Below are 26779 nucleotides of genomic sequence, written 5' to 3'. Positions count from 1 at the left end.
CTTAATTATATAATTTGATTCAATAAAAGTACGCCAGCCAGGCCAACAATACCAACAATAGATTCCATGGCGGCCCATGATTTAAATGTATCCTTCATGCTGAGGTTAAAGTATTCTTTAAACATCCAGAATCCTGCGTCATTCACATGAGAAAACATCAGGCTCCCCGCGCCAACGGCCAGAACCATTAAATTCGGATCCGTATTTGTAGAGATCATCAATGGCAAAATAATGCCGGCTGTAGTCAACCCCGCTACAGTCGCGGACCCCACACAAAACCGGATCACAGCAGTAATCAGCCAGCCCAGGAATAGCGGCTGCATATTCAGATCCTTTAAAAGACCGGCAATCTGTCCGCTGACGCCACTATCCACCAATACCTGTTTCAGCGCACCAGAGCCACCAATAATTAGCAAAATCATCGCTACATCTTTGATGGCATCCCCATAAATCTCCATGATATACGACATCTTCATTCCCTGAAAAAGGCCAAGAGTCAGCGTCGCAGCAATTAAAGCGATCAGCATGACTATAGCAGGATTCCCTGCCAACGCAAAAAAGCTGGTCATTGCCGGATCAGCATGTGCACCTAAGGTAAATACAGTAGCACCCAATAAAAGTAATACCGGTAACAGTGCCGTAAAAAAACTGTTAAATGTTCCGGGTAGTGCGTCCTCAGGAATTTCTGAGGGTATGAAAGATGCCAAAGGACTGGATGGAATACCTTTCAGCGTTCTTGAAAAAAGTGGTCCCCCAATAATAATTGCAGGAATAGCAATCAGCAGACCGTACAATAATGTTAATCCCATATTTGCCTTAAACTGGATAACCAATGCGGAAGGTGACGGATGAGGTGGTAAAAAACCATGAGTAACAGATAAAGCGGCAAGCATAGGTAATCCGATATAAATTGCAGGCAGTTTATACTTATAAACCACTGAAAAGATCAGGGGTACCATCAGCACAAAACCTATCCCATAAAATAACGGTATTCCAATCAAAAATCCGGTAGCAACTACCCCCCACTGAATATATTTCTCACCACAGACCTTCATCATCACCGTGGCGATTTTTTGCGCCGCACCACTTTCCGCTACAAGCTTACCTAACATAGCCCCTACTGTAATGATAATAGTAAGGGATCCCAGTACATCGCCTATTCCTTTTTCTACAGATGACGCTACTTTATCGACGGGTATACCAAGTAATATACCTGCAAGAATAGATACAATCAAAAAAGAGATAAAAGCATTGATGCGCAAGGCAGATACCATCACGATCAGAAGCAGGATACTGAGTAAAACAATGAGTATAGTCATGATGATAATTAGTTCACTAAAATTTCGTCTGCCAGCAACATCGCTTTGCCGCCGGCACCATATTCCCCCTCAGGAATAACTCCTTTATTTACTGCCGTCACTCTAATATACCTGGCTTTCAAAGGGCTAATATTTGCCCTTACCTTATTTACCCCCTCAGCTGTAAAAGTATTTTGCCTGTATACTTCTGTATATTTCTTTCCATCATCAGATATTTCAAATCTTATCACATCCGGCTCCCACATTTTCTGCCAGTGGTATTTTAAAATATTTATCCCTAATGCAGAGATCTGTGTTTGCTGCTCCAAATCGATCAATACCTCCAGGTCATCACCGCTGAAACCTGTCCATTCGCCATCGTTATAAAATGGACTGCCTTGTATGCCGTTCAGCAATGCCCGGGGATTTTCTGGTGTAAAATTCACAGCAGTTTTTTTGAAGAGGGTTATTTTTTTGCCGGTCGACTTACTATAGACAAACTGCTGTTTAAAAACTCTTGCAGGATCACTTCCCTCACCAAATACGGCAGCTCTAATCTCACCTGTCTGACTGATAATTATTGGTGTTGTATAAATAGGACTGGTGGGTTCTGGTGTTTTACCATTTGTCGTATACCTGATTACACCGCCGGGCATATCAGTATGTAAGGTAAGCTCAGGTTTCCCGTTTTTTAAGGATTTCATACTGGTGATCTCGTCGTAGTAACGAAAGCGATTAATGTTCAATACAGCTAACATGTTTTCCTGACGCCGCAACCGTTTCAGGAAATCCGGATAATTACGAATATCTTTTCTCGTCCAGGCAATTTCTGCCAATGCAAACATCCGGGGAAACAACATATATTCAGCTTTCTCCGGACTGGAAAGGTATTCCGACCAGGCATTGGCCTGCACACCTTTGATGTACTTTGCTTCTTCGGCATTCAACTCTTCAGGTACTGGCTCGTAACCATATACCTTGCTTAAGGGTGTGTACCCACCGGCAGCCAGCTGCTCGCCACCGTATAAGGACTGATAATAATCAAGATATACATATTTCTCTGGTGTCATGATCACATCATGATGCATCTTTGCTGCCGCAATTCCCCCTTCCAGTCCTCTCCAGCTCATCACTGTCGCCGAAGGTGCAAGTCCGCCTTCCAGAATCTCATCCCAGCCTATAATTTTGCGTCCCTTGCTTTCAAGGTATTTTTCCATCCTTCGGATGAAATAACTTTGCAGCTCATGCTCGTCTTTTAAATGTTCCTTACGGATCCGTTCCTGACAGGCAGGACAAACTTTCCATTGCGTTTTAGGACATTCATCTCCACCAATATGAATGTAAGCCGAGGGAAACAGCGTCAACACTTCATCAAGCACATGTTCAAGAAAGCTAAAGGTCTGCTCTTTCCCTGCACAATATACATCATCAAACACACCCCAGTAAGTTGCGGTTTGATATGGGCCGTCAGTACAACCAAGCGCTGGATACGCAGCTAATGCTGCCTGTGCATGCCCCGGCATTTCAATTTCGGGAATTACAGTAATATGCCTTTCTGTAGCGTATTTTACAATTTCTTTCACTTCCTGCTGACTGTAATAACCGCCGTAGCTTTTACCATCAAAACGATGCGGATCATATCTTTTATGTCCAATAATGGTTTCAGCACGTAAACTTGAAATCGTTTGAAGCGCAGGATATTGTTTAATCTCAATTCGCCAGCCCTGATCATCGGTTAGATGCCAGTGAAAGGTATTTACTTTATACAAGGCCAGCATATCGATCCATTTTTTCAGGAAAGCCACCGGAAAGGCATGGCGACTCACGTCGAGGTGCATACCGCGATAACTAAACCTCGGATAGTCATTGATACTGCAAGCAGGAATTTCTATTTTACCGTCTTTCGTTTTTTGCATTAACTGCACCAATGTTTGCAGTCCATAGAAAGCACCCGCAGCATCATGCCCGGTAAGTAGTATTTGTCCGGCACTCACTTTCAGGGTATACCCTTCTTTTTCAGGAATAGCTACAGCATCTAACTTTAAGCTGATCGTATGATTCTTAACCGGAGTATTGCTGGTAGCGGAAGCATCGTTAGTCACAATAGTTGTCAGTTCAATATCAGCAAGATCTTTTAGATATTGGTTAAAAAAAACAAGATTATCTGCTTTTATAGCGCTATCCCGAATAACCAATATGGTCGGATCAATCACAAATTTACCCTCTTGCATTTTCATGGCTGACGGGGCAGGGATTACAGGCAATACCTTATCCTGTGCTTTTGCTGACTGGTTTAAAACCACCAGCAAAAGCGATAACCTAACAGCCAATATACATTTGTTTTTTATCACAGGCTCAGTACTTTATTTTCTGCTTCTACTTCCACCTGTTGTTGTTCAACAACGGCCTTATATTCATAACGCCCACCCTTTTTCAAACCTTTCTGCAAAACAGAAAAAGAGCCGTCAGCATTCATATTTACCCATTCGGTTTTCGTCCATGGTGCTGCATACAGCGTTTCCACTTGTCCGGCGTAAGGCCTGTATTCAAACCTTGCCCGTTTCACTACACCCGACTTGTAATTTAATACTTTTCCCGTTAATTTCACACCATTTGAAAGCAGGCTAAAGGTACCTGTCTGCGGTATCACCGCTTCAGTAAAAACAGGATCTACATTTTCCAGTTTAATTACAACCGGATTCGGCCAGCGGTGATCGTCATAAATGCGTTGTGCTTTTACCACAGAAACTTCCAGACCAGGTGCAGTTTGCTTGTATGTACAACTTACATCCAGATCGGGTTTATACTCTATAATCTCACTATTCTGTCCAAGCACACTTATTTTGGTAGCGGCTGTACTTTTTATAGAATGAAGTACAAAATTTCTCCGCACTCCTTCTTTCCACTCCGCTGCATCTGTAACAAAAGCATATACGGTATGTTCCCCCTTTTTCGTAAACCATACATTGCCTTCTTTGCTTACAATCCAGCTGCGTACACTGTCCAGGCTTTCATGATTAATGAAATTCCATAGCGCTAACTCACGCATGCGTTCTTCCTGCTCAATGGGCAGTTCACCGTTCGATTTCGGTCCTACATTCAACAATAAAGAACCACCTTTTGCCCTTGCTTCAATCAAAAGCTCAATCAGTTGTTTGCCGGATTTATAACGTTCGTTGGTCGGCTGATATTGCCATGCAGTACCCATAGTGATTGGTGAAAGCCAGGGCTGTGTAATTCTGCCACCGGGTAATGCCTGCTCCGGCGTTTTAATCGCACCGCGTGTAATCAGCAGGTCGGGCTGTAATCTCCAGCAAGTTTCCTTCACTACTTCTTTCGGCTCCCCATCAATAAATAATACATCGATTTTGCCATAATTAGTCATCAGTTCTTCGCACTGCGTTTTATTATAATCGCTGTACTCCTTTTTTGTTTTTTCATCCATCTTCACATCAGTCCGGCTGATCTGAATCCCGTGATCATGCAAAAAACTGAAATCTTCTGGTGAAAAATAAAACCCGACATCCAAACCTGCCTCCCGTGTAGCATTGACAAATTCCTTCAGCAAATCCTTTTTATAAGGTGTCTTTGTGATCTTAAAACCTGTTGTTTTGGTGTCCCACATACAAAAGCCGGAATGGTGTTTTGTGGTGAAACAGATATATTTCATTCCTGCCATTTTTGCCAGTACAGCAATCTCTTTAGGATTGAATTTCGAAGGGTCAAAGGTCTTCGGAAGCTCCTTGAAATAACGATCTACATAGTCGGAGGAGGCACCAACCAAAGAATGGCTGATGACTACTCCTAACTGTGCATCTATATTAAAATGAATAAATAACCCTGCTCCTGTATTCCTTAACCACTCTTCGCGCTCAGGTTTATTTAAGTTAAAGCTACTTTGCTCATCATCATTCACTACATCATGCTGTGCAGACACAGCCAGATTGAACAAACATAACAATACACCTATATATATCTTTTTCATCGTAATATTCTTTTTATTAAAGGTTTTGAAGCGATCAGAATTATAATTTATCCCACCAGATTCTGGTTAAAAATGTATCAGGCCCCTGTCTTGCAACTGCTGCCGCCAAACCTTCTTTATTTAAATTCTGCTCAGAAAGCGGATACAACATTCTGCGAAAAATCTGTCCGTTTGTTGCGTTTCCCACATAGTTATTAGGTACTAAGGCAGGATAACCAGTTCTCCTGTAACTCGAAAAAGCTTCCTGCGCATCAGGGAAAACAGCTTTCCAGAACTCTGTAAATATCTGTTTTTTCTGATCTTCTACAGTCCCTGTAATCACCAGCGGATGATATTTGATGTAGGTATTAATCTGCAGATCTGAGATAATACCATCTGTCGGGGAGATAATAGCCCATTGTTTGAAGGCAGAACGAAGTCCGTTTTCATATAAAACAGAGGTCGTAGCGCCACTGTACCAGCCTCTTAATACTGCTTCTGCAAGTAGAAAATTAGTTTCCGCAGCACCGATGATGATTTTTGCAGCACCTAATGCCACTACCGTTTTAAGGTTAGGCTCGGAATAAGTGGCAAAGTCGGACGGCCTTGAGCCAAATGTAGCAGGCATTCCTTTTTGAAGTGCTGCAGTCGTATCCGGAACTTTGTTTACATACACTACCGAAAATATACCCAGTCTCGGATCTTTATTCGTTTTTAACTGCGTAATAAAATATTCCTGATACTTACCACCTTCAGTATTGCTCGTTCCATCAGCTTTGATATAATCATCGTTATATAACTTTAGTGAAATCGGATTTTTGTTGATATCCTGTCCGGCACTCAGGTAATTGATTTTGGCAATATCAGCATCAGCGGTAATTACTCCACCGGCGATTGCTTTTTTAACCCATGTTTCTGCCAGGCCGACATCAACTTTGGTCATACGCATCCCCAGACGCAACATCAGCGAGTAGGCAAACTTTTTCCATTGAACAATATTCCCGCTATAGATCAGATCTGCTGCAGCAAATGTTGGCTTCGTTGTATTAAAGCTCAGTGCCGCTTCATCCAATTCCTTCAGCAAATCGGCATAAATGGCCTGTTGTGCATCATAAGCAGGTTTGTAACTCGCATCGGTATACCCTTTTGCTGCCTGAAAATATGGTATATCACCATAAAGATCAGTAATCCTGCTATAACAATATGCTTTCCATATTCTGGCAGCTGCAAGCATGTTGACCTGCTCAGGATTCGGAGCAACAGCAGTAATTACCAGGGCCAGTTCATTTATTTCCTGATAATATCCTGCATTGAAAACGGCACTTGATTGTTCACTCTGGCTCGAGATATATTTGGAACCAAAACCGGCAACATCGTTAAAGCTGGTGGTATACTGCATAGTGCCTAATAACAGGTTAAGGTTATTTTTAGCACCATCGTATTGCGCCTTCGTGAAAACGAATGATGGCTGTATCTGAGCCGAAGCTTCAGGATTAGTATTAATCTGATCAAAATCTTTAGTACATGATGCTGCTCCGATTACAGTAAGGATCAGAAAAAAGATGGCTATATATTTTTGTTGATGAGTTTTCATATTGTAGGCTTATACTATTAAAATTTAACCATTAAATTAAGACCAAAAGTCCTGGTCCGCGGTAATCCAATCGACTCAAATCCCTGTGCATTACCGTTGGTAAAGCTTGACTCCGGATCGAAATTGTCTGTTTTCTTATAAAGTGTTAAAAGATTCCTGGCTACAAATGAAATGCTGGCCGACTGCAGCTTTAACATCTTGATATCGTTTACAGGAAAATTATAAGAAAGAATAATCTGACGTAGTTTGATAAAACTCCCATCATGAACAAACAACTCAGAATAATTTCTCATATCGTTATAATAAGCACGTAGTTCATTTACAGGAATTGTTGCATTAAATGCATTGCCTGCCTGGTCAACGCCTGATAAGGCTAATCCACTTTCTCTGCCTGGCAAGGTACTTTTAAGTAATCCAAGACGGGTAGCGTAAACTTCTTTCACAGAAAACACTTTATTACCAAACTTACCATCTACTAACAAGTTCAGGTTAAAGTTTTTGTACCTGAAATCATTGCTCAATCCCATAGTCAATGGTGGCACACCGTCACCCAGCTCTTCCAGTCCGGTTTTAACTGGTCGCTTTGTCGCCGCATCATAAACGATCTGTCCCTGCGCATTGCGCAGCATTCTTGTACCCACAATAGTGCCATACGAGCTGCCCACCGTCTGGTTAATATAACCCCAGTTACCCACACTGTTCGCCACCTGGAAAGTATTCGTACCCTCAACCAGTTTAATGACTTCACTTTTATTATAGGATACATTATAGCTTACATTCCAGCTAAAGGCAGAGGTACTTACCGGAGTTCCGGTGAATAAAGCTTCCACACCTTTATTACTAAGTTCGCCAACATTCAGGATGACATTGTTATAACCTGATGTAGGAGAAATCGCCGCATTCAGGATATCATTTGTGGTTTTACGGTTATAGTAAGTCAGGTCTAATCCTAAACGACCTTGGAACATTTTCAGTTCCATACCACCTTCGTAAGTCGTAGAAGTATAAGGTTTCAGTAACCTGTTCGTAATATCATTCGTTAGAGTAGCCGGGTTTAGGGTTACATTCTGCAAAGGCTGACCAGAGCTGGGAACATTACTGTAAGTCAGATTGATTTTGTACGGATCTGCTGCACCACCGCCAACTTGTGCCCATGAGCCTCTTAATCTTAACATGTCGATAGAAGAAGGTAGTTTTACTGCATCTGAAAGAACAAAACTACCACCAACACTCTGGTATAAAATACTGTTGTCTTCCGGACTCAAAGTCGAGAACCAGTCATTCCTTGCAGTATAGGTTAAGAATAACAAATTATTAAAATCAAAATCTGCTGAACCAAAAATGGAATTTGTGCGGATCCGCTCAGTTCTGGGAGTAGTGGCTGAGGTAGCCAGATTGCTGTAACTATAAAAGTATGGGATAGTAAAGCTTAATCCATCCATGTTGAGCTGCTTGTTCTCGAAACGGCGACTATTCACTCCACCCAGAACAGAGATACCAAACTTATCTTTTATTCTCGTTTTATAGTTTGCGGTCAGCAATCCATTTGTTTCTGATACATCTGATTTAATTCCGGAATACTGCCCGTTAGGGATATATAAATCTCCCGTTGGCAGCACAAAAGTATAATTGTAATTATAAAAATCTCTGCTGATTACCCCTTTCAGGCTGAAATTCTTTACTACATCATAGGTAATCGATCCCTGTCCTATAAAGCGGTTTTTTGTATCGTTTTCCTGATATTTATTCTTCACAAAATAACCATTAGTTGCAATAGGTGCATCATTCCAGGCCGTCTGATTACCATTGGCATCAAAGCCAGGGGCTAACCATCTTACATCTACTGTATTAGCCACCTCATAAGGCGTCCAGTTGGGATTGCCTAATGCATCACCTGCCAGGGTTCTGTTAAAACCTCTTTCCAGATTGTACTGTGCCAAACCTTCAACTCTTAGCTTATCACTTATTTTAGCATTAATGTTTAAGTTAGCCGTCTGACGTTTAAATTTTGTAGTTTCAATAATACCTTTACTATCCAGGTCGGAAATGGAGAGGCGATAAGTTGTTCCTTCATTTCCACCGGTAAAAGCAATTGTATTTGTAAAGTTAGTTCCGGTAGAATAGAAGTTTTTGATATTATCTTTCTGAGCAGAATAGGAATGCGTTAAACCATCAGCTGCTACATAATCAGAGCCATCAATTTTAGCTCCAAAGGACAGTCGGCCTGTAGCAATTGCATCTGCCTGGGTCATTGGTTTCACGCCATTTAGACCCTGACCATATTCGTACTGGTAATCATTATCATTAATTGCTTTTTCCAGTGTAAAAGTGGTATTGTATTCTATTCCCACTCCTTTTTGCATCTTACCTTTTTTCGTAGTGATCAAAATTACCCCGTTACTGGCCCTAGAGCCATACAATGCCGCAGCTGTACCACCTTTTAAAACCGTGATTGATTCAATATCGTCTGGATTGATACTACTGATTCCATCTCCCCTGTCCACATTATTACCTAAACCATTTGTTGTAGCAGATCCGCCCGGAACAGAATTATCAATAGGCATCCCGTTTACTACGTATAAAGGCTGGTTATTTCCGTTAAATGAACCATTACCACGAATGATAACGCGACTTGAACCACCAGGCCCTGTAGAAAGTCCTGATGCATTTACACCTGCTACTTTACCAGTCAGCGCATTGGCAAGATTATTTTCTCTTGCTTGTGTAAATTCTGAACCTTTAACTTCTGTAAGCGCATAACCCAGCGATTTAGTGTCGCGTTTAATCCCGAGTGCGGTTACCACAACCTCACTCAGTTTATTACTGCTTTCTTCCAGTTTTATGTTTAATGGTGCGGAGAAATCGGTAACCACTCTTTCCTGGGCAGTAAAACCTACAGACGCGATCGTCAGCGTTAAAGGCTTGCCCTTCATATTTTCAGGCACGGTAAGCGCAAACATTCCGTTTGCATCTGTTGAACTTCCTATCTTAGTTCCTTTAATATATACCGTTGCACCTATTAATGGCAGATTATCTGTACCTGAAGTAATTTTACCTTTGATCACATCCGCAAACAGGTTACCAGGGGTGATTTCTGTAATGATATACTGCGATTCACTGATTTTACTAAAATCCAGTGCTGTACCATTCAGCGTTTGTTTTAATGCCTCATAAGGATCTGTAAATACCAGGTTTTCCACCTGAGCCGCAGGAATAGATTTATTCTCTAAAATCCCCTCTTTATAAGCAATACTGATCTTGAATTGTTTCTTTATTGCCTCCACAGCCATTTTTAACCCTGTCCTGTTTTCGGAGGGCAACTGAATTCTGTTTGATTTTTTCAGGTGAACAGTATTGCTGGCTATCACCTGCGCATAGCCAGGAAATATGCTGCTGCCAAACAGCAACATAAGACAGCAACATTTAATCGCCTTTTCAGCGTAAAATTTCTTCATAATGGTTAGTTTAAGGTTGTCGGTTGGTGGTTGTTGGTTCTATTGGGGTGTTATCTTTATAGTTTTATCATTTTTTGTGATGTCTATATGGAGTGTGCTGGAAATTATACCCAGCAGTTCATCAATGGTAGTTACATTGATTTCGCCCTCGATTTTGAGCCTGGCACTTATGTTTTGGTCAAATTCTACCTTATAGCCAAAGTCATCCTGCAGGGTCTGCGCAATTTCTTCCAGTGTAGCGTCTTTAAAAACCAACTGATGTTTAGTCCAGGTAATCAGCAGCTCGGGGTTGACCAGCTTATGTACTTTCACCTGCTGATCGGAATGCTGAACAGCATAATCACCCGGAGCCATAATCAATGACGGACGCTGTTTTTTAACATCACCGGCATAACTGATTTTGATTTTACCAGTGAGGAGGCCGACTTTGCTCTGGTGATGCCTGTTCCTTACATTGAAGGAAGTTCCCAGGACCTCGATATCCAGTTCATCGGTATGCACAACAAACTTTTCATTTTGCGAAACATGAAGGGTATCTCTGTTGAGGTGTTCTACCTTGAAAAACCCTTCCCCTTTAAGCCAAACTTCTCTTTTTCTACCGTCCCAGTTTCTGGCATAACTTACTGAAGAGTTACCGTTCAGGATCAATGTGGAATGATCAGGAAGGACAACAGTCCTGATCTCGCCAAAAGCAGTATTAATCTTTATATCTTTTTGGGTCAACCAATACCCCAGCCCCAGACTCGCCGCAATAAACAATACCGCTGCGATTCGCAAAAATGAATACAGTTTAAAATTCTTTTTTGCAGGTTGTTCTTCCATTTGAATCGTGTGGTTAATTTTTTCCCATACACGATCCATATGGACATCATTGGTGTGAACATCTTGTTTGCGATAAGCAATTATAAACTGACGGGCTGCAGCTATTGCTGTTTTTTTCTCTGGATAATGTTGCAGGTATAACTCCCAGAATTTAGTTTTATCTGCGGAAGGATTTACAATATGAGCGACAAAGAAGTCATCATTTAAAAAATCATCATAAGTAAAGGTTATATATGTAGAAAAATCCATTTATCGTATATAATATTATTGTTGTATAATACTAATACGTTCAAACACCTGGATTTATCCCTTCATTTAAAAATTATTTGTAAATAAATTCAAAAAGCACCTTTAATCATCATAGATAGCAGCCAGATAATAGATAATTTCGAAATATCCAGTACATCCTGCATATTTCCGATTCCTTTATAGAGTAATTTGTAAGTAGAACTGACAGTAATACCCATAATTTCAGAGATTTCTTCATAACTCAGTCCCTCATAAAAGCGCAGGTATATAATTTCCTGCTGCCGGGCAGGCAGGGTTTGTATAACCTGCTTAACGTTTTTCTGTAAGGCCAGCTCTTCTTCATTGGCCACGAGCTGATGATCAAAAGATAATTCAAACATGAAATTATGGTGATGATCCTCATCTATGTTTACAAACCTGACGTGTGCGGCCAGCTTTCTTAAAATGTCGCCCCGCAGCGACTTGTATAAATAATTTTTTACTGAAACTGGTACAGAAAGATTTGATTTATTGGTCCACAGTTTCACAAACAGATCATGCACAGCATCTTCAATCAGTTCCAGATCTTTTGTAAACTTATAACCATAGTTATTCAACAATTTAAAATGCCGGTTATAAATTTCAGTATAGGCATGCCAATCCCCCTCCTTAAAAGAAGCCCATAGTTCAGTATCCTCAATTGTTACATACTTACTCAGGTTATCGGCCATATAGCGGAAATTAAAATATCGTAGCTATGGTTTTGTTATTAGTTAATTACAATTACTTACACATAAACACGCCAAAATTCAGGAATTTAGGTTCCTAATATTAATTAAATATTATGTGAATCCAACAAATAATCGAAGAAATGTAAACCGTCATTACCATTTTATCCCCTTTAAATAATCGTTAAAATAGCTTTCAGCCTAACAAATTTAAAGCTGCCACATGATAGTTATATAATTCTTATATTTAAGGTAATTAAATGTTTACATAGTCCTTAAATGTCCCAACCAAATATTATGAATACAAAAGATCGCAGAAGTTTCATTAAAGATTTAAGTATACTTTCTGCTGCGGCAGGACTCTCCACTTTGGTTCCATTTGATACCCTGGCCTTTGCCAAAAAAGAATTTTTCACTATCTCATTAGCAGAATGGTCATTTCATAAGGCGCTGTTTGCTGGGAAGATGACAAATCTGGAGTTTCCAACCAGGTCCAAAAAAGAGTTCGGAATTGATATTGTAGAATATGTGAGTCCCTTTTTTAACAAGAAGGAGACAGACATGGCTTATCTCAAAGAACTAAAAACGCTGACCTTAAATGAAGGTATACAGAATCACCTGATTATGGTAGATGGTGAAGGTCAGCTAGGTGATACGGATGAAAAAGCCAGACTAAAAGCAATAGAAAACCATTATAAATGGGTAGATGCGGCAAAGTTTTTAGGCTGTAAAACGATCCGCGTAAACGCTGCAGGAATAGGAACAGCTGAAGAGGTAAAAAGCGCAGCCATAGATGGATTGGGTAAATTATCAGCATATGGCAGGGAACGCCAGATCAATATTATTGTAGAAAACCATGGCGGTTATTCTTCAGATGGAAAATGGTTAGCTGATATCATGGAACAGGTAAACAGCCCGTTCTGTGGAACTTTGCCCGACTTTGGGAATTTTAAAATAAATGCAGATCGTGAATATGATAAATATCAGGGTATAACAGACCTCGTGCCTTTTGCAAAAGGTATCAGTGCTAAAACTTTCGCATTTGATGAACAAGGAAATGAAAGTACAATTGATTACGACCGCATGTTTAAGATTATCAAAGATGCAAAATGGTCGGGTATTGTTGGAATAGAATACGAGGGATCCACTTTATCGGAAGAAGAAGGAATCAGGAAAACAAAAATATTACTGGGTAGAATACTTCAGAAATTTAGATAGCCGTTCCATTATTATTATCTTGCCGGCAGAACCAATATAAATCCAAGCATGCGTCTTTATTTCTTCCTTCTGGCATTCCTTTCTGTTTTATGTAGCAATGTCAGTGCCCAAACCGATCAGCAGACCAGCGGATGGTTATTCCTGTTGAATAACACGAAAATAAGTAAGAAATGGGGTGCTTACATGGATATACAGGTAAGGTCAGCGGATAAGTACGATCATGTCAGAAACCTGTTGTTCAGGCCGGGCATTACTTACTATGCCAGTGATCAACATGAAATTACCTTAGGTTACCTGCTGAATAAAACTTTTATCCGCCTGCCAGAAGCGTCAGATTACTCTCTTAACGAACACAGGATATGGGAGCAATATGTATTTAAACATAAAATAAACACAATCAGTGCGAGTCACCGGTTCCGGTTGGAACAACGCTTCATAGAAAGGAATAATGCGGATGACCTCTTCGCACAACGTTTCAGGTATTTCTTCAGATTTATTCTTCCCCTGAAGAAGGATGTGATCAACTTTGAAAAAGGGCTGTTCCTGGCTATCCAGAATGAAATATTCTTAAATATTCAACATAAAGACCAGCTCAATGGATATCTGTTCGATCAGAACCGGGCTTATGCCGCAGCAGGTTACCGGTTCAGTAAAAAATTAGATATAGAAGCGGGTTACATGAATCAGTCCTCAAAAGGAATCAATTATAATACCGCCAACAATATTATACAGCTGGCGGTTTATACGAAGTTTTAAGAAATAAATGTTAGACCTTCAATGCATTCTTATAAGCAAGAATCTTTTCAAGCAAAACATCGGCATCACAATCAGTTTCTGAAGCGGTCAGATAGATCATCAGATTTCCATGCTCGTCAGTTGTACCTTCCATTACCATTGCTGATAATTTTTTAGTGATCAGGGTACGATAGCTTTCCGAATTGCTGATATGCAGTGTAATCAGCGTATCCCATCCTTGTTTGATCAGCTCATAATCTACAATATCCTCCCAGCGAATCAAACCGGCAGCTTTACTCATTGGCGTAACTCTGGCAATAATTCCCTCAGGCTGGAGAGAAATGAGTGGGGTTTTATCATTAATGGACAGTAAGGATCTTGTGATCACTATTCCCAATACCACAATAAAGATAGCAGAAAGTGCGATTCCCTTAGGTGCATATACATCAGAGAATACTCCCGAACTGTATAAAAGAATAAGTACCATTAAAATGAGTATACCGACACATGCCAATATTATAGTTCCTGATTTTTTCTTGTTTCTGTAAAATTCCAAGCTTAATATTTTAGATAAATTGTGAATAAATAATGTTTTTATTCATTTTATCAAAAACTAAGCCGCCTGATCCAGAATTAAACGGCATATCTATAGCCCCTTCATCTACTGGACTTTAAATTGCAATAAAATTATTACCGCACAACAGAATTTTCTGCGCTAATGAATTTAACAGATAAAAGGATTTGTGTACTCTTTACAGAACACCCTTAGAAATCAATTGCTAAGAGTTTGTATCAAGAACAAAACTAAAATTTTTCGGCTTCGCCCTCCAGAACTGTATTTTCATCCAGAAAGGAATATTAAATGTATAAACATTTTTGAAACTGTCGTCAGTCAGCGGAAAGTGGAATTCGATCCACTCACCTATCTGGTTCAGCAATTCCTTGTCCTTGATCTGATGAGAATACCAGCGCACCTCAGCTCTCACCTTTACAGGATGAGCCGTACCCAGAGGTTCGCCATTTATATATACTGCAAAAACAGAGTTGTCTTCTTTTACAGGCACTACAGATAAAGTACCTGTATAATGCAAACTCATCACTTCAATTTCAATTGGTTCCATAAAATTGCTTTTGCCCCATTTGAGGGCATTTCTTGCCTTATGACAATAAATTATTTAAAAAGTCCTATACGTTTTAAAATAAAATATTCAAGCTTTGGCACGACTTGTGCGTAAAGATACTATTATTTTGTATATCAAAATATATTTATTATATTGCGTAACCAGTTACATAATCAATTACAATATAATAATATTACACTATATGAATTTTTTTGATAAAGTAGGTACAGTAGCCATTGGAAGCAGACTTCGCATGTTAACGGAAAAAATAACTGAAGATGCCTCCCACATTTATGAACTGTATAATATCGACATGCAGCCTAAATGGTTCCCTGTTTTCTATGTGATTTCCCAGGGAGAAGAAAAAACTGTTACTGAGATTGCAAAGGAAATTGGTCACTCCCATCCTTCGGTGAGCAAGATTATCAGTGAAATGGTTGCCAAAGGTCTTGTTACAGAAAAAAAAGACAAAGCAGATGGCAGGCGAAATATGATCAGCCTTTCTAAAAAAGGGAAAGAAATTACTGTCAGGATCAAAGATCAGTATACCGACATAGAAAGTGCAATAGGGGGAATTACCAAACAGGCAACGCATGATCTATGGAAAGCGATAGAAGAATGGGAATTCATACTTGAACAGCAATCGCTGTTGAACCGTGTAAAAGATCAACTGAAGATTCGCGAAAGTAAAAAAGTTCAGATCGTAGATTATCAGCCGCAATATAGCGCCGCCTATAAAGCACTTAATGAAGAATGGATTTCAAAGTATTTTAAAATGGAGGAGGCAGACTATAAAGCACTGGATAATCCTGAGGAATACATACTGAATAACGGAGGTTATATTTACGTGGCGCTTTATAATAAGCAGCCAATTGGCGTATGTGCCCTGATCAGGAGAGATGATCCGGAATATGAATATGAACTGGCTAAAATGGCTGTGTCACCAATTGCACAAGGAAAAAGTGTGGGCCTTTTATTAGCACAGGCAGTGATCGATAAAGCGAGAGCCATAGGTGCAGCAAAACTATACCTGGAGAGTAATACCTCATTAAAGCCCGCTATCAATTTATATCATAAATTGGGCTTTAATAAAGTAGCAGGCAGGGCTACTCCCTATGAGCGTGCCAATATTCAGATGGAACTCCTGTTATCCTAAATCTTTTACAGCTGTATGTGTATACAATAGCCACTTTTGCAAAACAACGGCTATTGTTTCTTCCACAAATGGCTTGGTAATCAAATCATCCATGCCGGCAGCGATACATCTCTCCAATTCATCTTTAACATTGCCAGCTGTGAGTGCAATGATTGGTATATGCTGTTCGCCATTCAGGTACCTGATCTGTTGCGTGGCCTCGTAGCCATTTAAAACCGGCATCTGTATATCCATTAAAATCAAATCAGGTCTGTTTTTTTCACAATACCGTAATGCTTCCAGTCCGTTATTCACCTCTATGACCCGTGCATTTTCAAATGTCCGTCTGATAATTGTTCTTGCCAGGATCAGGTTGATCAGATTATCATCCGCTACTAAAATCGTTATTCCTGCTTTTGAAGGTTCCTCAATTTCATTTACACTATCAGCAGCTTCTTCCTTTATCTCATGTTCATGTATATGTGCTAACAATTCATAAAGCTCAGCCATTTTCACGGGCTTCACTAACCTTTGCCTCACCTGCAATTCTTCTGCTTCCTTTATCATTCTTTCACTGTCGGACGAACTGCACATCAGGATTGTGGGTTGCGGTTCCTGTATATACCGGGAATTCTCTCTGATTTTCCTGATGGTCTCCAGACCATCCATATCCGGCATATGGTAATCCATTAATATAGCATCAAATTTTTCTCCCGAATTGAGTAATTTCAGTGCTTCTTCCCCACTCTCCACTGAAGTTGTCTTTATATTTTTAATCAGCAACATCTGATCAAGGATCAATCTGTTATTGCTATTATCATCCACAACCAATACCTTTTTGATCAGCTTTATCCTTTTCCTCTGTCTGGAGTTGAGATAAGACGTTTTAACATCGATATCGAAAAAGAAAACACTGCCCTCACCTGGCGTACTATAGAGCTGGAGCCGGCTGCCCATTAAACTGAGGAGTTTATTATTGATTGAAAGGCCAAGCCCCGTACCCCCGTATTTTTTCGTGGTTGATCCATCTTCCTGTGCAAAAGCATTAAAAATCTTTTCCTGATTCTCTGCACGAATACCAATACCGGTGTCTCTCACACTAAAACGCATTCTGGTATTTTCTCCGTGGCCATTCAAAACCTCAATTTTTAGCTCTATCTCCCCTGATGCAGTAAATTTTACGGCATTCCCCAGTAAATTAATCAGAATCTGTTTTAACCTTACTGCATCTACCCATATTAATCCGGGCAGATCAGGTTGCAGGTTTAACAATAGTTCCAGTCCTTTTTTCTGCACCTGATAAGTAATAATATCAGTTGCCTGATTACTAAGTTTATACAAATCAGTTTCCTCAATATCGAGTTCCAGTTTTCCCGCCTCAATTTTAGAAAAATCAAGGATATCATTGATAATGTCGAGTAATGAGTTAGCTGATTCATTCACAATTGATAAATACTGGTCCTGTGTTTCTGATAATTTCGTTTTTAAGACCAGATCTGTAAAACCAATGATTCCGTTTAGTGGTGTCCTAATCTCATGACTCATGTTCGCAAGAAAATCAGATTTCGCTATACTGGCTTCTTCAGCTAATCTTTTTGCCTCCTTAAGCTCATTTTTTTGCCTAACATTTTCAGTAATATTCAAAGTAAAGATCATTAATCCGCCTATTTTTCCATCCGATTCGTACCAGGGCCGCATCTCCCATGAAATATGCTGAACAACACCGGGCCTGTCAGTGAGATGTATCTCTTCCTCCATCCGTTCAGTTGCGCCAGCCAGAATCCTTTGGTGTCTGGCCCTCCGCGCATCATCCACAATCAGAAACCAATCATAATAAGAACTACCCGGAACGGCTTTACCTAACAGGTTATATTCTTCTATCCAACGGTCACTCACAGCCACGTAATTCATATCATTGTCCAGCATGGCAACAGCAGCAGGCACATTTTCCACAAATGACGACAAAATTGCTTTATCTCTTAAAGATTCAATTTCAGCTTTCTTTATTTTATCTATGTCCTGAAAAGACCCATACAATCGTGTACATATACCGTTCTCGCAAAATGCATGTCCGATAGTTTTTACCCATTTATCTTTCCCGGTTCTGGTGCTGATCTGTAATTCCAGTTCCCAGGACCTCCCGCTGAGCTTACTATCGGCAATCGCTTCTATAATCTTATCACGGTCCTCACCTTCTTTATAAAAAGAAAGTCCATCTTTCAGGCTAGGCTCATAAGACTGTTCAACCTCATGTATTCTTTTGGTTTCGGAAGTCCAGTATACCTGCTCTCCGATGAGATCAAACTCCCATCCTCCAACTTTAGCTACCTGATTGGTTTGCTCCAGCATTTCCGTAGTCCGCCGCAAATCCTGCTCCAGTAACAGTCTTTTTTCATCTTTAATTTTATACTCAGAAAGATCACGGCCAATACAGAATAGGGTTCCTGTAAGTAATTCTGGTGTAGAAACCCATTCGATAGTGCTGTAACTCCCATCTGCGGTTCTAATGCGGGAAGTAAAGTTTACTGAGGGGTATCCCTCGCTTAGCCGTTTCAGCTCCAATAAATTAGCTGCTGTGTCTTCTGGATGAAAAAGATCCGTAATTGGTGTTTTTAAAAAGAAATCCTGCTCCCAACCCAATATTTTTGTAAATGAAGGATTCACTTTTTTAAAGTCGCCCTCCAGCGTAACTATGCAAATCAGGTCGTTAGAAAGATTAAAAATCTTTTCAAAATTTCTCAGTTCTTCCTCTTTCTTCTTTTCTACAATCAGTTCAAGGGCCTGCCTGCATATCAATTCCAACCCACGTTTCTGTGACAAAGACAATGTTCGTGGCACCCTGTCCATCACATTAAGCGTCCCCAAAACATTTCCTTCTTCATCCGCAATAGGAAAGGTAGCAGAAAAAGGAACAGCCGGGAGCGCCAGCGCAAATTCCTGATGATAACTTTCGTTTTGCCGGGAGTCAAACATCGATTTAAGATATAGCCTTTCTCCTTCTTTAACGTATATAAATGCAATTTGCACTGCACATACCATTGCAGCCAGTTCAGTGAGGCTGTCGTAATTCGTTTCAGCAGCGTGACATGATGTATTTGACTGGTTGCTCATACTTATTTATACTCGACATCCTTATCATTTAATATACGCTTAATACAATAGTAAAGATCAAAGGAAATACAGTAATCTATCAAAACAGGATAGTCCGCAATCAAAACAATTTAATCGTCTGTTTCCTCTTTGTTCACCACTTTCACCGGCACGTCATCCGGCATTTGATCACCAAGAAGTTTGCCCCATGGTTTCAGTTCTTCAATACGATCAAATATTATTTTAAATACGGCGATAAACGGAATAGACAGGAACATTCCGCTAACCCCCCACAACATCCCGCCCAGCAGCACTACAATAATTGATATCAGTGCATTTACGGATACTTTTGAAGAAACCACTTTTGGTACCAGGATATTATTATCTATAAACTGGATAAAGGAGTAGGCAGCAATGATCAATAATGGCGTAGTGAACCCCTCTTTAGTCACAATAGCCATTAATACCGGCAGCGCGATGGCAACTACACCACCTAAATAAGGAATCAAATTTAAAATCGCCCCGATCACACCAATCAGGATAGCATAAGGCACGCCAAGCAGCAGTAATGCAGCAGAATTCAGCACTGCAATCATTGTGGTTTCAATCATCAGGCCCACAATATAACTTTGCACCGCTGATTTGGTCTCATGTAAAATATCCGCTACCTGATCAGAATTATCTTCATCAAATACCTCAAAAATAAAATTGAGAATCAAAGGTTTATAGAAAAGAAGAAGAAAAACGTACAATGGTATTAGTACCAGAAAACTTAACATACCGAATACAGTATCAAGTGTCTTTCCCAGATATGCTTTGCTATTGTTCATTCCTTCACTGATCATACTCATCTGCTTTTCGATAGTAATACCAAATTGCGAAGAAAGCCAGGCTTGCAAATCATGAAACATAGTTAATGATTTTGCCTTTAATTGTGGGATCATCTCCCCGAACTGCGCAATCTGAGAGGAAAGGAAAAACAATATACCGGCCAATAGCAGTACAGCCAGGAGAATAGTAAACGTAATGGCTACTATCTTATTTAGTTTCCATCGTTGAAATCTGTTATAAACAGGATTTAATAAGATCGATATCAGACCGGCAAATGCAAAAGGAACAATGATGTCCTGCAGCAAAAATAGGATATAAAAGAATAAGTATATCCCAATAACCACCATTGGAGCCTTGATGTAAAATGGGAAGGATTGTTTTATGGCAATACTTTGATCTTCCGGTATTTCACCTGCTGTATTTGTTCTTACCTTAAAGATCCGGCCCTTCATTATTCTCCGTATTAAATTATTGAGTAATAAACACTGTGTTTGATAAATTGTTGTTAAATTAGGTTTTATTTATGAATAAACAACCGCTCCACATTAAATTTAGCCATAACTACGATGCACTGAGGATGCAGGAAGAGCTAAATTCCTGCTTAAAACATGAGTGGCCACTGCATTTCAAGACAAGTGATTTCGAAGGTAGCTGGAAAAGTATTGCTCTGCGTTCTGCTAGCGGGGCTATGAACGACATACTGGCGCATCCCGAAATCAATGGATATCAGGATACTCCATTATTGGCAAAAACACCCTATATCAAAAGCATTATTGATTCCTGGAAATGCGATAAAGAAGCAGTTCGCTTACTTTCTCTTGCACCTGGAAGTAGGATTAAACCACATAAGGATTATGGTTGCGCGTATAAAAGTGGCTTCTTTCGTATTCATGTTCCATTACTGACCAATGAAGGGGTCTATTTTACGATTGGTGATGAACGGCTGCAACTTCAGGAAGGAGAATGCTGGTATATGGATTTCAGCGCCACCCATAGCGTTATGAACGAAGGAAGGTCAGACCGTGTCCATCTGATTATTGATGGCATCAGAAATAGCTGGACAGATGAGTTGTTTGAACAACATGGTTATCGTATAAACGACCGGCAATATGATGACAATACAAAAGCCGGGATGATTGCTGAACTAGAGCGGATGGATACAGACGTCGCCAGAGCAATTATAGCAAATCTTAAATAAAAATACTCTTCCGAATGACCTCTCCACACCTTCTTCAAAACTGGATTCCCATTAATCTGACTTTTCACCCGACTGATGGATGGAGAAGCTGTTGGTTAGATTTTCGCGACAAAGCATTCGCTGAGCCTTTTTTTGAAGAAACCATTTCGATTGCCAGAGCGAGACAGTGTGAGAGATCTGCCTTAAAAAGTTGGAGTGATATGGATTTTTTAATGCAAGCAGCAGAAACGATTCCGTCTCTTGCTCCTACCGCTTTTATTTTTCATGTGTCACGCTGTGGTTCTACCTTATTAACACAAGCATGCACTACACAAGAAGAAAATATAGTCATCTCCGAAGCACCAATACTTGATGAAATTCTGAGAGCTGCAGAAAAAGATCCTGCAGTTGGATATGATCAAGCCGAAAAATGGTTTAAAGCAGCTTTAAATCTGATGGGGCAGCAACGAAATTTTACAGAATCTACTTTTATCATCAAGCTGGATTGCTGGCATATTCATTTTTATGATCAATTGCGCAACTGGTTTCCGGATATCCCTTTTTTCTTTTTATCAAGAAGACCAGACGAAGTACTCGCTTCACATGACAAAAGAAGAGGTATGCATGCCGTTCCGGGACTGATTAGTAAAAGCTTACTGAAAATTGATCCTACAATAGATTACGGAGGCGATTTTAATGCTTATACCGCTGATGTTTTACAGCAATTATATCGTGAATATAGCCGGGTATCCAAATTGCATGATCCAAAAAATTATTTCTTTGATTATGCAAATGGTGTAGAGAAAATGGTATTGGAATTTTCTTTACATACCGCTATTGAACTCCATAATCCTGAACAGCTTTTACGTCGCTTAAATTACCACAGCAAATATGCCGGACAGGTCTTTAAAGGTGACCCGGCTCCTGCCGAAGGAAAATTCTTTTATCAGAATTGTATGACGGCCTATCTTCAATTATTAAACAACTCCAAATAGCAATGGGACAGATATTTCAGCTATGTGGCCTATCAGGCGCTGGCAAAACTACACTTGCTAATGCAGTACAAAGACATTTGGAGGAAGAGGGATTTAAAGTCATGATTATTGATGGTGATGTATACCGGCAAAGCCATTGTAAAGATCTTGGCTTCAGTAAAGCAGACCGCCTTGAAAATATTGCCCGACTGGGTAATATTGCTGATCAGGTTTCCAATAAATATGATTTCATTCTTATTGCGGCTATTAATCCTTTCGAAGAAGGAAGAAGAAAATTGAGTGAACAATTTAACGCCCCTGTAATATGGCTGAAATGCGAATTAGGAATATTGATAGAAAGGGACACCAAGGGCTTATACAAAAAGGCATTACTTCCTGATTATCATCCTGATAAAATTATAAATCTTACCGGGATAAATGACACCTTTGAAGAGCCATCTCATCCTGCCCTCCTCTTACATACAGATCAGTTAAACGAGCAGGAAAGTCTTCATTTATTGGCCACTTTCATCAAATCTGGCGTTTAGAGCCTGGGTGGATCATCACCTTGGTATGGGAAGCAAGCACTAGAAAAGTACTTGAATTGATATTGAAACTAGCTAGAACCTATATGTGATAAGGGTTTGGTAAGGGTTTGGTAAGCCTTTTAGGCTTACCAAACCCTTACCAAACCCTTAGAGAACATTTACTAAACGCTTAGCAATAATCGTTTTGATATAGTTTGAATATCAGTTACTACCTGTTTCTATAGTTTCCATCTTCCTCTCAAACCACGTTCAAATAAGTTTTGAGTGTTTTTCTTGCGTAATCGAGACTACAGATACAATCTGATTTTATCATTCTCCGGTGTGATACCTACAAGCTAAATTTCAATTTTACAACATTATCTAAGCTGTCAGGGACTGCCTTTTCAAGAAATAAGATGACCGTACCTTTGTGCTGCTTAAAACTGACTTTAACATTTCCGTCAAGCAGCTCAGCATGCTTTAGCTTTTTATTCCCGACCGGAATAGTCACTTTGCGATCAGCAGGCATTTTCATCACATGTGTATACCATACATTGCCCTTTGCTGTGACCACACCCCAGGGCTGTGGCGCAATAACGTTACCGCGCGTTCCGTAAATACTTTCGCCATTTACTTTCATCCAGTCACCTATCTTAGCCAGTGTGTCTGTAAATTCGGGCTGAATCTTTCCATTAGGCATAGGCCCTATATTCAGCAGGAAATTAGCGTCTTTGCCGGCCGCATTAACCAGGTAATGGACCAGCTCTTTTACAGATTTATATTTCCTGTCATTGATATTAAAACCCCAGCTGCCGTTCATGGTTTCGCAAGTTTCGAGCGGTATTTTGCCAATCTTAGCCTCAGCACTAAAACCTGCAGAATTATTTCCAGGCAAATCTTTTTCAAACAACTGGAAATCTTCTCCTGGCTTTGGTGAAAGATGATGGTTATTTCCTATCATTATTGCCGGATTTAACCGGTGTATTAATGCATAAATTTCGCCCAGATGCCAGTCAGCCGTCTTTCTATCCCACTCCCCATCAAACCAGATTCCTTTTACAGATGGATAATTCGTAATCAGCTCTGTCAGCTGAGTTTTCATAAACCTGATATAGCCTTCCCAGTCGCCCTTAACGGGTTTACCATCCTTGATTTCACTGCCGAACGCATAATCTTCCCGGCCCCAGTCCAGCAAAGAGTAATAAAACCGTAGCTCAATTCCTTCCTTCTCGCATTCTTTGGCCAGTTCCATCAATGGGTCTTTTTTATAAGGTGTACCATCAACAATATTGTAGGTCGATGCTTTTGATTTATACATACTAAAGCCATCATGATGCCTTGAAGTGATCGTGATATACTTCATCCCAGTATTTTTGGCCAGGGCGACCCATTCTTTTGCATTGAACTCCTGAGGATTGAAAAAATCGGCAAGCCGTTTATAATTGGTATAAGGAATTTTGCGCGAGTGCATTACCCATTCGCCATCGCCCAAAATACTGTAAACTCCCCAATGGATAAACAATCCGAACTTCATATCCATAAAGTGCTGCCGGGCATTGAGCTGAACAGCAGAAGGCTGATCAGCAACGTCCGTTTGTGCGGAAACAGTTGAGGAAATCACCAATATTAGGACTAACAGCGCAATCAATCTTATAAAAATAGCTTTACCCATTGATTTTTAATATTATATATCTGGTTAACATAAATATATAAAAAAACCAGCCTTATGTGAGATAAGGCTGGCAAAATATATTTTTTAATACTATTGTTCTTTTATTCTTTGACCACTACATCATGTGCTCCACCTTCAACAATACTCACAGAGGAAACCAGTGTTAACTTGGCTTTATCTTTGAATTCGCTGATGGTTGTAAAACCGCAACTGCACATCGTTGACTTAATTTTACCCACCGTAATTTCAAGATTGTCTTTCAAACTACCCGCATAAGGGACATAACTATCCACTCCTTCTTCAAATTTCAGTCCGTTGCTTCCGCCCATGTCATAGCGTTCCCAGTTACGGGCGCGGTTAGATCCCTCTCCCCAGTACTCTTTCATGTAATTTCCGCCAACCAATAATTTCTGTGTCGGGCTCTCATCAAATCTTGCGAAATACCTGCCCATCATCATGAAATCAGCACCCATTGCAAGGGCAAGAGCCATGTGATAATCCTGTGCTATGCCGCCATCAGAACAGATAGGGATGTAAATCCCTGTTTCTTCGAAATACTCGTCTCTCGCTTGTGATATCTCTATCAGCGCAGTCGCCTGCCCCCTGCCTATACCCTTCGTTTCTCTTGTAATGCAGATGGAACCACCTCCAACGCCAACTTTCACGAAATCAGCACCTGCTGCTACAAGATATAAAAATCCGTCTTTATCAACCACGTTGCCGGCACCAACCTTTACCGTATCGCCATATTGTTCTTTGATATATTTCAGTGTCTCTTTTTGCCACTCCGAAAATCCATCAGAAGAGTCAATACACAATACATCAACACCGGCATTAACCAATGCGGGTACTCTTTCTTTATAATCTCTGGTGTTTATTCCGGCACCAACAATTAGTTTTTTCTCCGAATCAGATAATTCCAATGGATTATCTTTATGACTGTCATAATCCTTTCTAAAAACAAAAAACTTAAAGTTATTATGTTCATCAATTACAGGCAGACTGTTCAGCTTATGTTCCCAGATAATATTATTGGCCTCACTTAAGGTAATTCCGATTTTTGCAGTGATCAGTTTCGAAAAAGGTGTCATAAATTCTTTCACCTTTTTGTCCATCGCATCCGTTCCGGCTCTGTAATCTCTACCAGTAACGATGCCGACAAGCCGACCGCCGGCAGTTCCATCATCCGTTATGGCGATAGTAGAGTGACCAGTCCTGGATTTTAAAGCAATCACATCTTTCAATGTATTTTCTTCAATCAGGTTGGCTGTACTCACTACAAAGCCAGATTTATGCTGCTTAACCTTTTCTATCATTTCTACCTGTTTCTGTATAGACTGGGATCCGAATACAAAAGACAAACCGCCATTTTTTGCAAGTGCAATGGCCATCTGGTCATCAGACACAGATTGCATAATCGCAGAAACAAATGGTATGTTCAATTCAACAGCCGATTTCTCACCTTTTTTATATTTAACCAGTGAGGTTTTCAGTGATACATTATCAGGTATACAATCTATAGATGTGAGTCCGGGAATCAAGAGAAATTCGCTAAAAGTTCTTGAGGTTTCGTTTAAATATTGAGCCATTTTAAAAATATATGCTTTAAAAAAGAGGTTGGTATCTTATAATATTTCCCGCAGGGAATTATTATCCCAAAGATAACATATATTTACTCAGATCTCTTTGTAAATGCGATCAGCTCTGGTGAATGATTACAATATTCATAATTTACCAGGCGTTAGCTTCCATCGGTCAGCACCACAAAGACCTATCATCCGCCATAACTCTATTCATATGAAAGCAGACATTAAGGATTCAACAGACATTAAGCTTTTTGTAGATCAGTTCTATGGAAAGATACAGCAAGACGATCTTTTAGGCCCCATATTTGGCGCCGTAATTAAAGATTGGGGACCACATCTTGAAAAGATATATCAGTTTTGGAACGCCGTATTATTTGGTGTACAGGGATTTAAAGGTAACCCATTTGCCAGGCATGCCCCCTTACCTATTTCACAGGAACATTTCGATCGCTGGCTGATTCTTTTCAGAGAAACGATAGACGCCGGTTTTGAAGGAGAAAGGGCTATTGATGTCAAAACGAGAGCAGAGATTATGTCTGTTATGTTTGTAAGTAAACTAGACCACATGAGGGCAAATCCGGGATACAAAATTCTTTGATCAATTGTAATAAAAATGAGGGTATT

20 protein-coding genes are annotated in these 26779 nt (G+C 40.0%); 7 read left to right on the top strand and 13 right to left on the bottom strand.

The window, feature by feature from the left end; translation table 11 throughout:
• Positions 1 to 5: 5 nt before the first annotated feature.
• From OQX62_RS23050 to OQX62_RS23020, 7 genes are all read right to left on the bottom strand, one after another.
• Positions 6 to 1319, bottom strand: a complete 1314-nt coding sequence (locus OQX62_RS23050; protein ID WP_265834024.1) for a gluconate:H+ symporter — start codon at positions 1317 to 1319, stop codon at positions 6 to 8.
• A gap of 8 nt (positions 1320 to 1327) precedes the next feature.
• Positions 1328 to 3628, bottom strand: coding sequence for a family 20 glycosylhydrolase (locus OQX62_RS23045; RefSeq protein ID WP_265834023.1), 2301 nt, complete (start codon positions 3626 to 3628; stop codon positions 1328 to 1330).
• Between the two features lie 17 nt (positions 3629 to 3645).
• Positions 3646 to 5283, bottom strand: coding sequence for an alpha-L-fucosidase (locus OQX62_RS23040; RefSeq protein ID WP_265834022.1), 1638 nt, complete (start codon positions 5281 to 5283; stop codon positions 3646 to 3648).
• 40 nt (positions 5284 to 5323) lie between these two features.
• Positions 5324 to 6856, bottom strand: coding sequence for a SusD/RagB family nutrient-binding outer membrane lipoprotein (locus tag OQX62_RS23035; RefSeq protein ID WP_265834021.1), 1533 nt, complete (start codon positions 6854 to 6856; stop codon positions 5324 to 5326).
• A 17-nt stretch (positions 6857 to 6873) separates the two neighbouring features.
• Positions 6874 to 10311 (bottom strand): SusC/RagA family TonB-linked outer membrane protein, encoded by a 3438-nt coding sequence (locus tag OQX62_RS23030; RefSeq protein ID WP_265834020.1) that lies wholly within the window; start codon positions 10309 to 10311, stop codon positions 6874 to 6876.
• A gap of 39 nt (positions 10312 to 10350) precedes the next feature.
• Positions 10351 to 11382 (bottom strand): FecR family protein, encoded by a 1032-nt coding sequence (locus tag OQX62_RS23025; protein ID WP_265834019.1) that lies wholly within the window; start codon positions 11380 to 11382, stop codon positions 10351 to 10353.
• Between the two features lie 89 nt (positions 11383 to 11471).
• On the bottom strand, positions 11472 to 12092 hold the full coding sequence (locus OQX62_RS23020; RefSeq protein ID WP_265834018.1) for an RNA polymerase sigma factor: 621 nt from the start codon (positions 12090 to 12092) through the stop codon (positions 11472 to 11474).
• Positions 12093 to 12386: 294 nt separating this feature from the next.
• On the opposite strand from OQX62_RS23020, the gene OQX62_RS23015 reads away from it, so the two are divergent.
• Together OQX62_RS23015 and OQX62_RS23010 are read left to right on the top strand one after the other, a co-directional pair.
• Entirely contained in the window at positions 12387 to 13307 is a 921-nt protein-coding gene (locus tag OQX62_RS23015; protein ID WP_265834017.1) for a sugar phosphate isomerase/epimerase family protein, read from the top strand.
• 48 nt (positions 13308 to 13355) lie between these two features.
• Positions 13356 to 14063: a DUF2490 domain-containing protein gene (locus tag OQX62_RS23010; RefSeq protein WP_265834016.1), complete on the top strand. Its 708-nt coding sequence runs from the start codon at positions 13356 to 13358 to the stop codon at positions 14061 to 14063.
• A gap of 10 nt (positions 14064 to 14073) precedes the next feature.
• On the opposite strand, the gene OQX62_RS23005 is transcribed toward OQX62_RS23010, so the two are convergent.
• Together OQX62_RS23005 and OQX62_RS23000 are read right to left on the bottom strand one after the other, a co-directional pair.
• On the bottom strand, positions 14074 to 14598 hold the full coding sequence (locus OQX62_RS23005) for an STM3941 family protein (RefSeq protein ID WP_322973797.1): 525 nt from the start codon (positions 14596 to 14598) through the stop codon (positions 14074 to 14076).
• A 223-nt stretch (positions 14599 to 14821) separates the two neighbouring features.
• Positions 14822 to 15163: a hypothetical protein gene (locus OQX62_RS23000; RefSeq protein ID WP_265834014.1), complete on the bottom strand. Its 342-nt coding sequence runs from the start codon at positions 15161 to 15163 to the stop codon at positions 14822 to 14824.
• Positions 15164 to 15365: 202 nt separating this feature from the next.
• On the opposite strand from OQX62_RS23000, the gene OQX62_RS22995 reads away from it, so the two are divergent.
• Positions 15366 to 16319 (top strand): bifunctional helix-turn-helix transcriptional regulator/GNAT family N-acetyltransferase, encoded by a 954-nt coding sequence (locus OQX62_RS22995; RefSeq protein ID WP_265834013.1) that lies wholly within the window; start codon positions 15366 to 15368, stop codon positions 16317 to 16319.
• On the opposite strand, the gene OQX62_RS22990 is transcribed toward OQX62_RS22995, so the two are convergent.
• Both OQX62_RS22990 and OQX62_RS22985 read right to left on the bottom strand, forming a co-directional pair.
• Complete coding sequence (locus OQX62_RS22990) at positions 16311 to 19409, bottom strand: response regulator (protein WP_265834012.1); 3099 nt, start codon at positions 19407 to 19409, stop codon at positions 16311 to 16313. The genes OQX62_RS22995 and OQX62_RS22990 overlap by 9 nt on opposite strands.
• 110 nt (positions 19410 to 19519) lie before the next feature.
• On the bottom strand, positions 19520 to 20671 hold the full coding sequence (locus OQX62_RS22985; RefSeq protein ID WP_265834011.1) for an AI-2E family transporter: 1152 nt from the start codon (positions 20669 to 20671) through the stop codon (positions 19520 to 19522).
• A gap of 71 nt (positions 20672 to 20742) precedes the next feature.
• Here OQX62_RS22985 and OQX62_RS22980 point away from each other — a divergent pair, with 71 nt between their 5' ends.
• The 3 genes from OQX62_RS22980 to cysC are packed head-to-tail and all read left to right on the top strand — an operon-like array spanning position 20743 to position 22918.
• Complete coding sequence (locus OQX62_RS22980) at positions 20743 to 21417, top strand: aspartyl/asparaginyl beta-hydroxylase domain-containing protein (protein ID WP_265834010.1); 675 nt, start codon at positions 20743 to 20745, stop codon at positions 21415 to 21417.
• Between the two features lie 14 nt (positions 21418 to 21431).
• Positions 21432 to 22391 carry a hypothetical protein gene (locus OQX62_RS22975; protein ID WP_265834009.1) on the top strand — a complete coding sequence of 320 codons (960 nt, stop codon included), beginning with the start codon at positions 21432 to 21434 and terminating at the stop codon, positions 22389 to 22391.
• Between the two features lie 2 nt (positions 22392 to 22393).
• Positions 22394 to 22918 carry an adenylyl-sulfate kinase gene (gene cysC / locus OQX62_RS22970; RefSeq protein WP_265834008.1) on the top strand — a complete coding sequence of 175 codons (525 nt, stop codon included), beginning with the start codon at positions 22394 to 22396 and terminating at the stop codon, positions 22916 to 22918.
• A 328-nt stretch (positions 22919 to 23246) separates the two neighbouring features.
• Here the strand turns inward: cysC and OQX62_RS22965 are convergent, their stop codons facing one another.
• Together OQX62_RS22965 and OQX62_RS22960 are read right to left on the bottom strand one after the other, a co-directional pair.
• Positions 23247 to 24518 (bottom strand): alpha-L-fucosidase, encoded by a 1272-nt coding sequence (locus tag OQX62_RS22965; protein ID WP_265834007.1) that lies wholly within the window; start codon positions 24516 to 24518, stop codon positions 23247 to 23249.
• A gap of 152 nt (positions 24519 to 24670) precedes the next feature.
• Positions 24671 to 26158, bottom strand: a complete 1488-nt coding sequence (locus OQX62_RS22960; RefSeq protein ID WP_265834006.1) for an IMP dehydrogenase — start codon at positions 26156 to 26158, stop codon at positions 24671 to 24673.
• 208 nt (positions 26159 to 26366) lie between these two features.
• On the opposite strand from OQX62_RS22960, the gene OQX62_RS22955 reads away from it, so the two are divergent.
• Positions 26367 to 26753: a group III truncated hemoglobin gene (locus OQX62_RS22955; RefSeq protein WP_265834005.1), complete on the top strand. Its 387-nt coding sequence runs from the start codon at positions 26367 to 26369 to the stop codon at positions 26751 to 26753.
• The last annotated feature ends 26 nt before the right edge of the window (positions 26754 to 26779 follow it).

Source organism: Pedobacter sp. MR2016-24 (assembly GCF_026239655.1).
Lineage (GTDB): Bacteria > Bacteroidota > Bacteroidia > Sphingobacteriales > Sphingobacteriaceae > Pedobacter.
The sequence above is the reverse complement of the archived record's forward strand: the minus strand, read 5'-3'. Positions and strand labels throughout refer to the sequence as shown.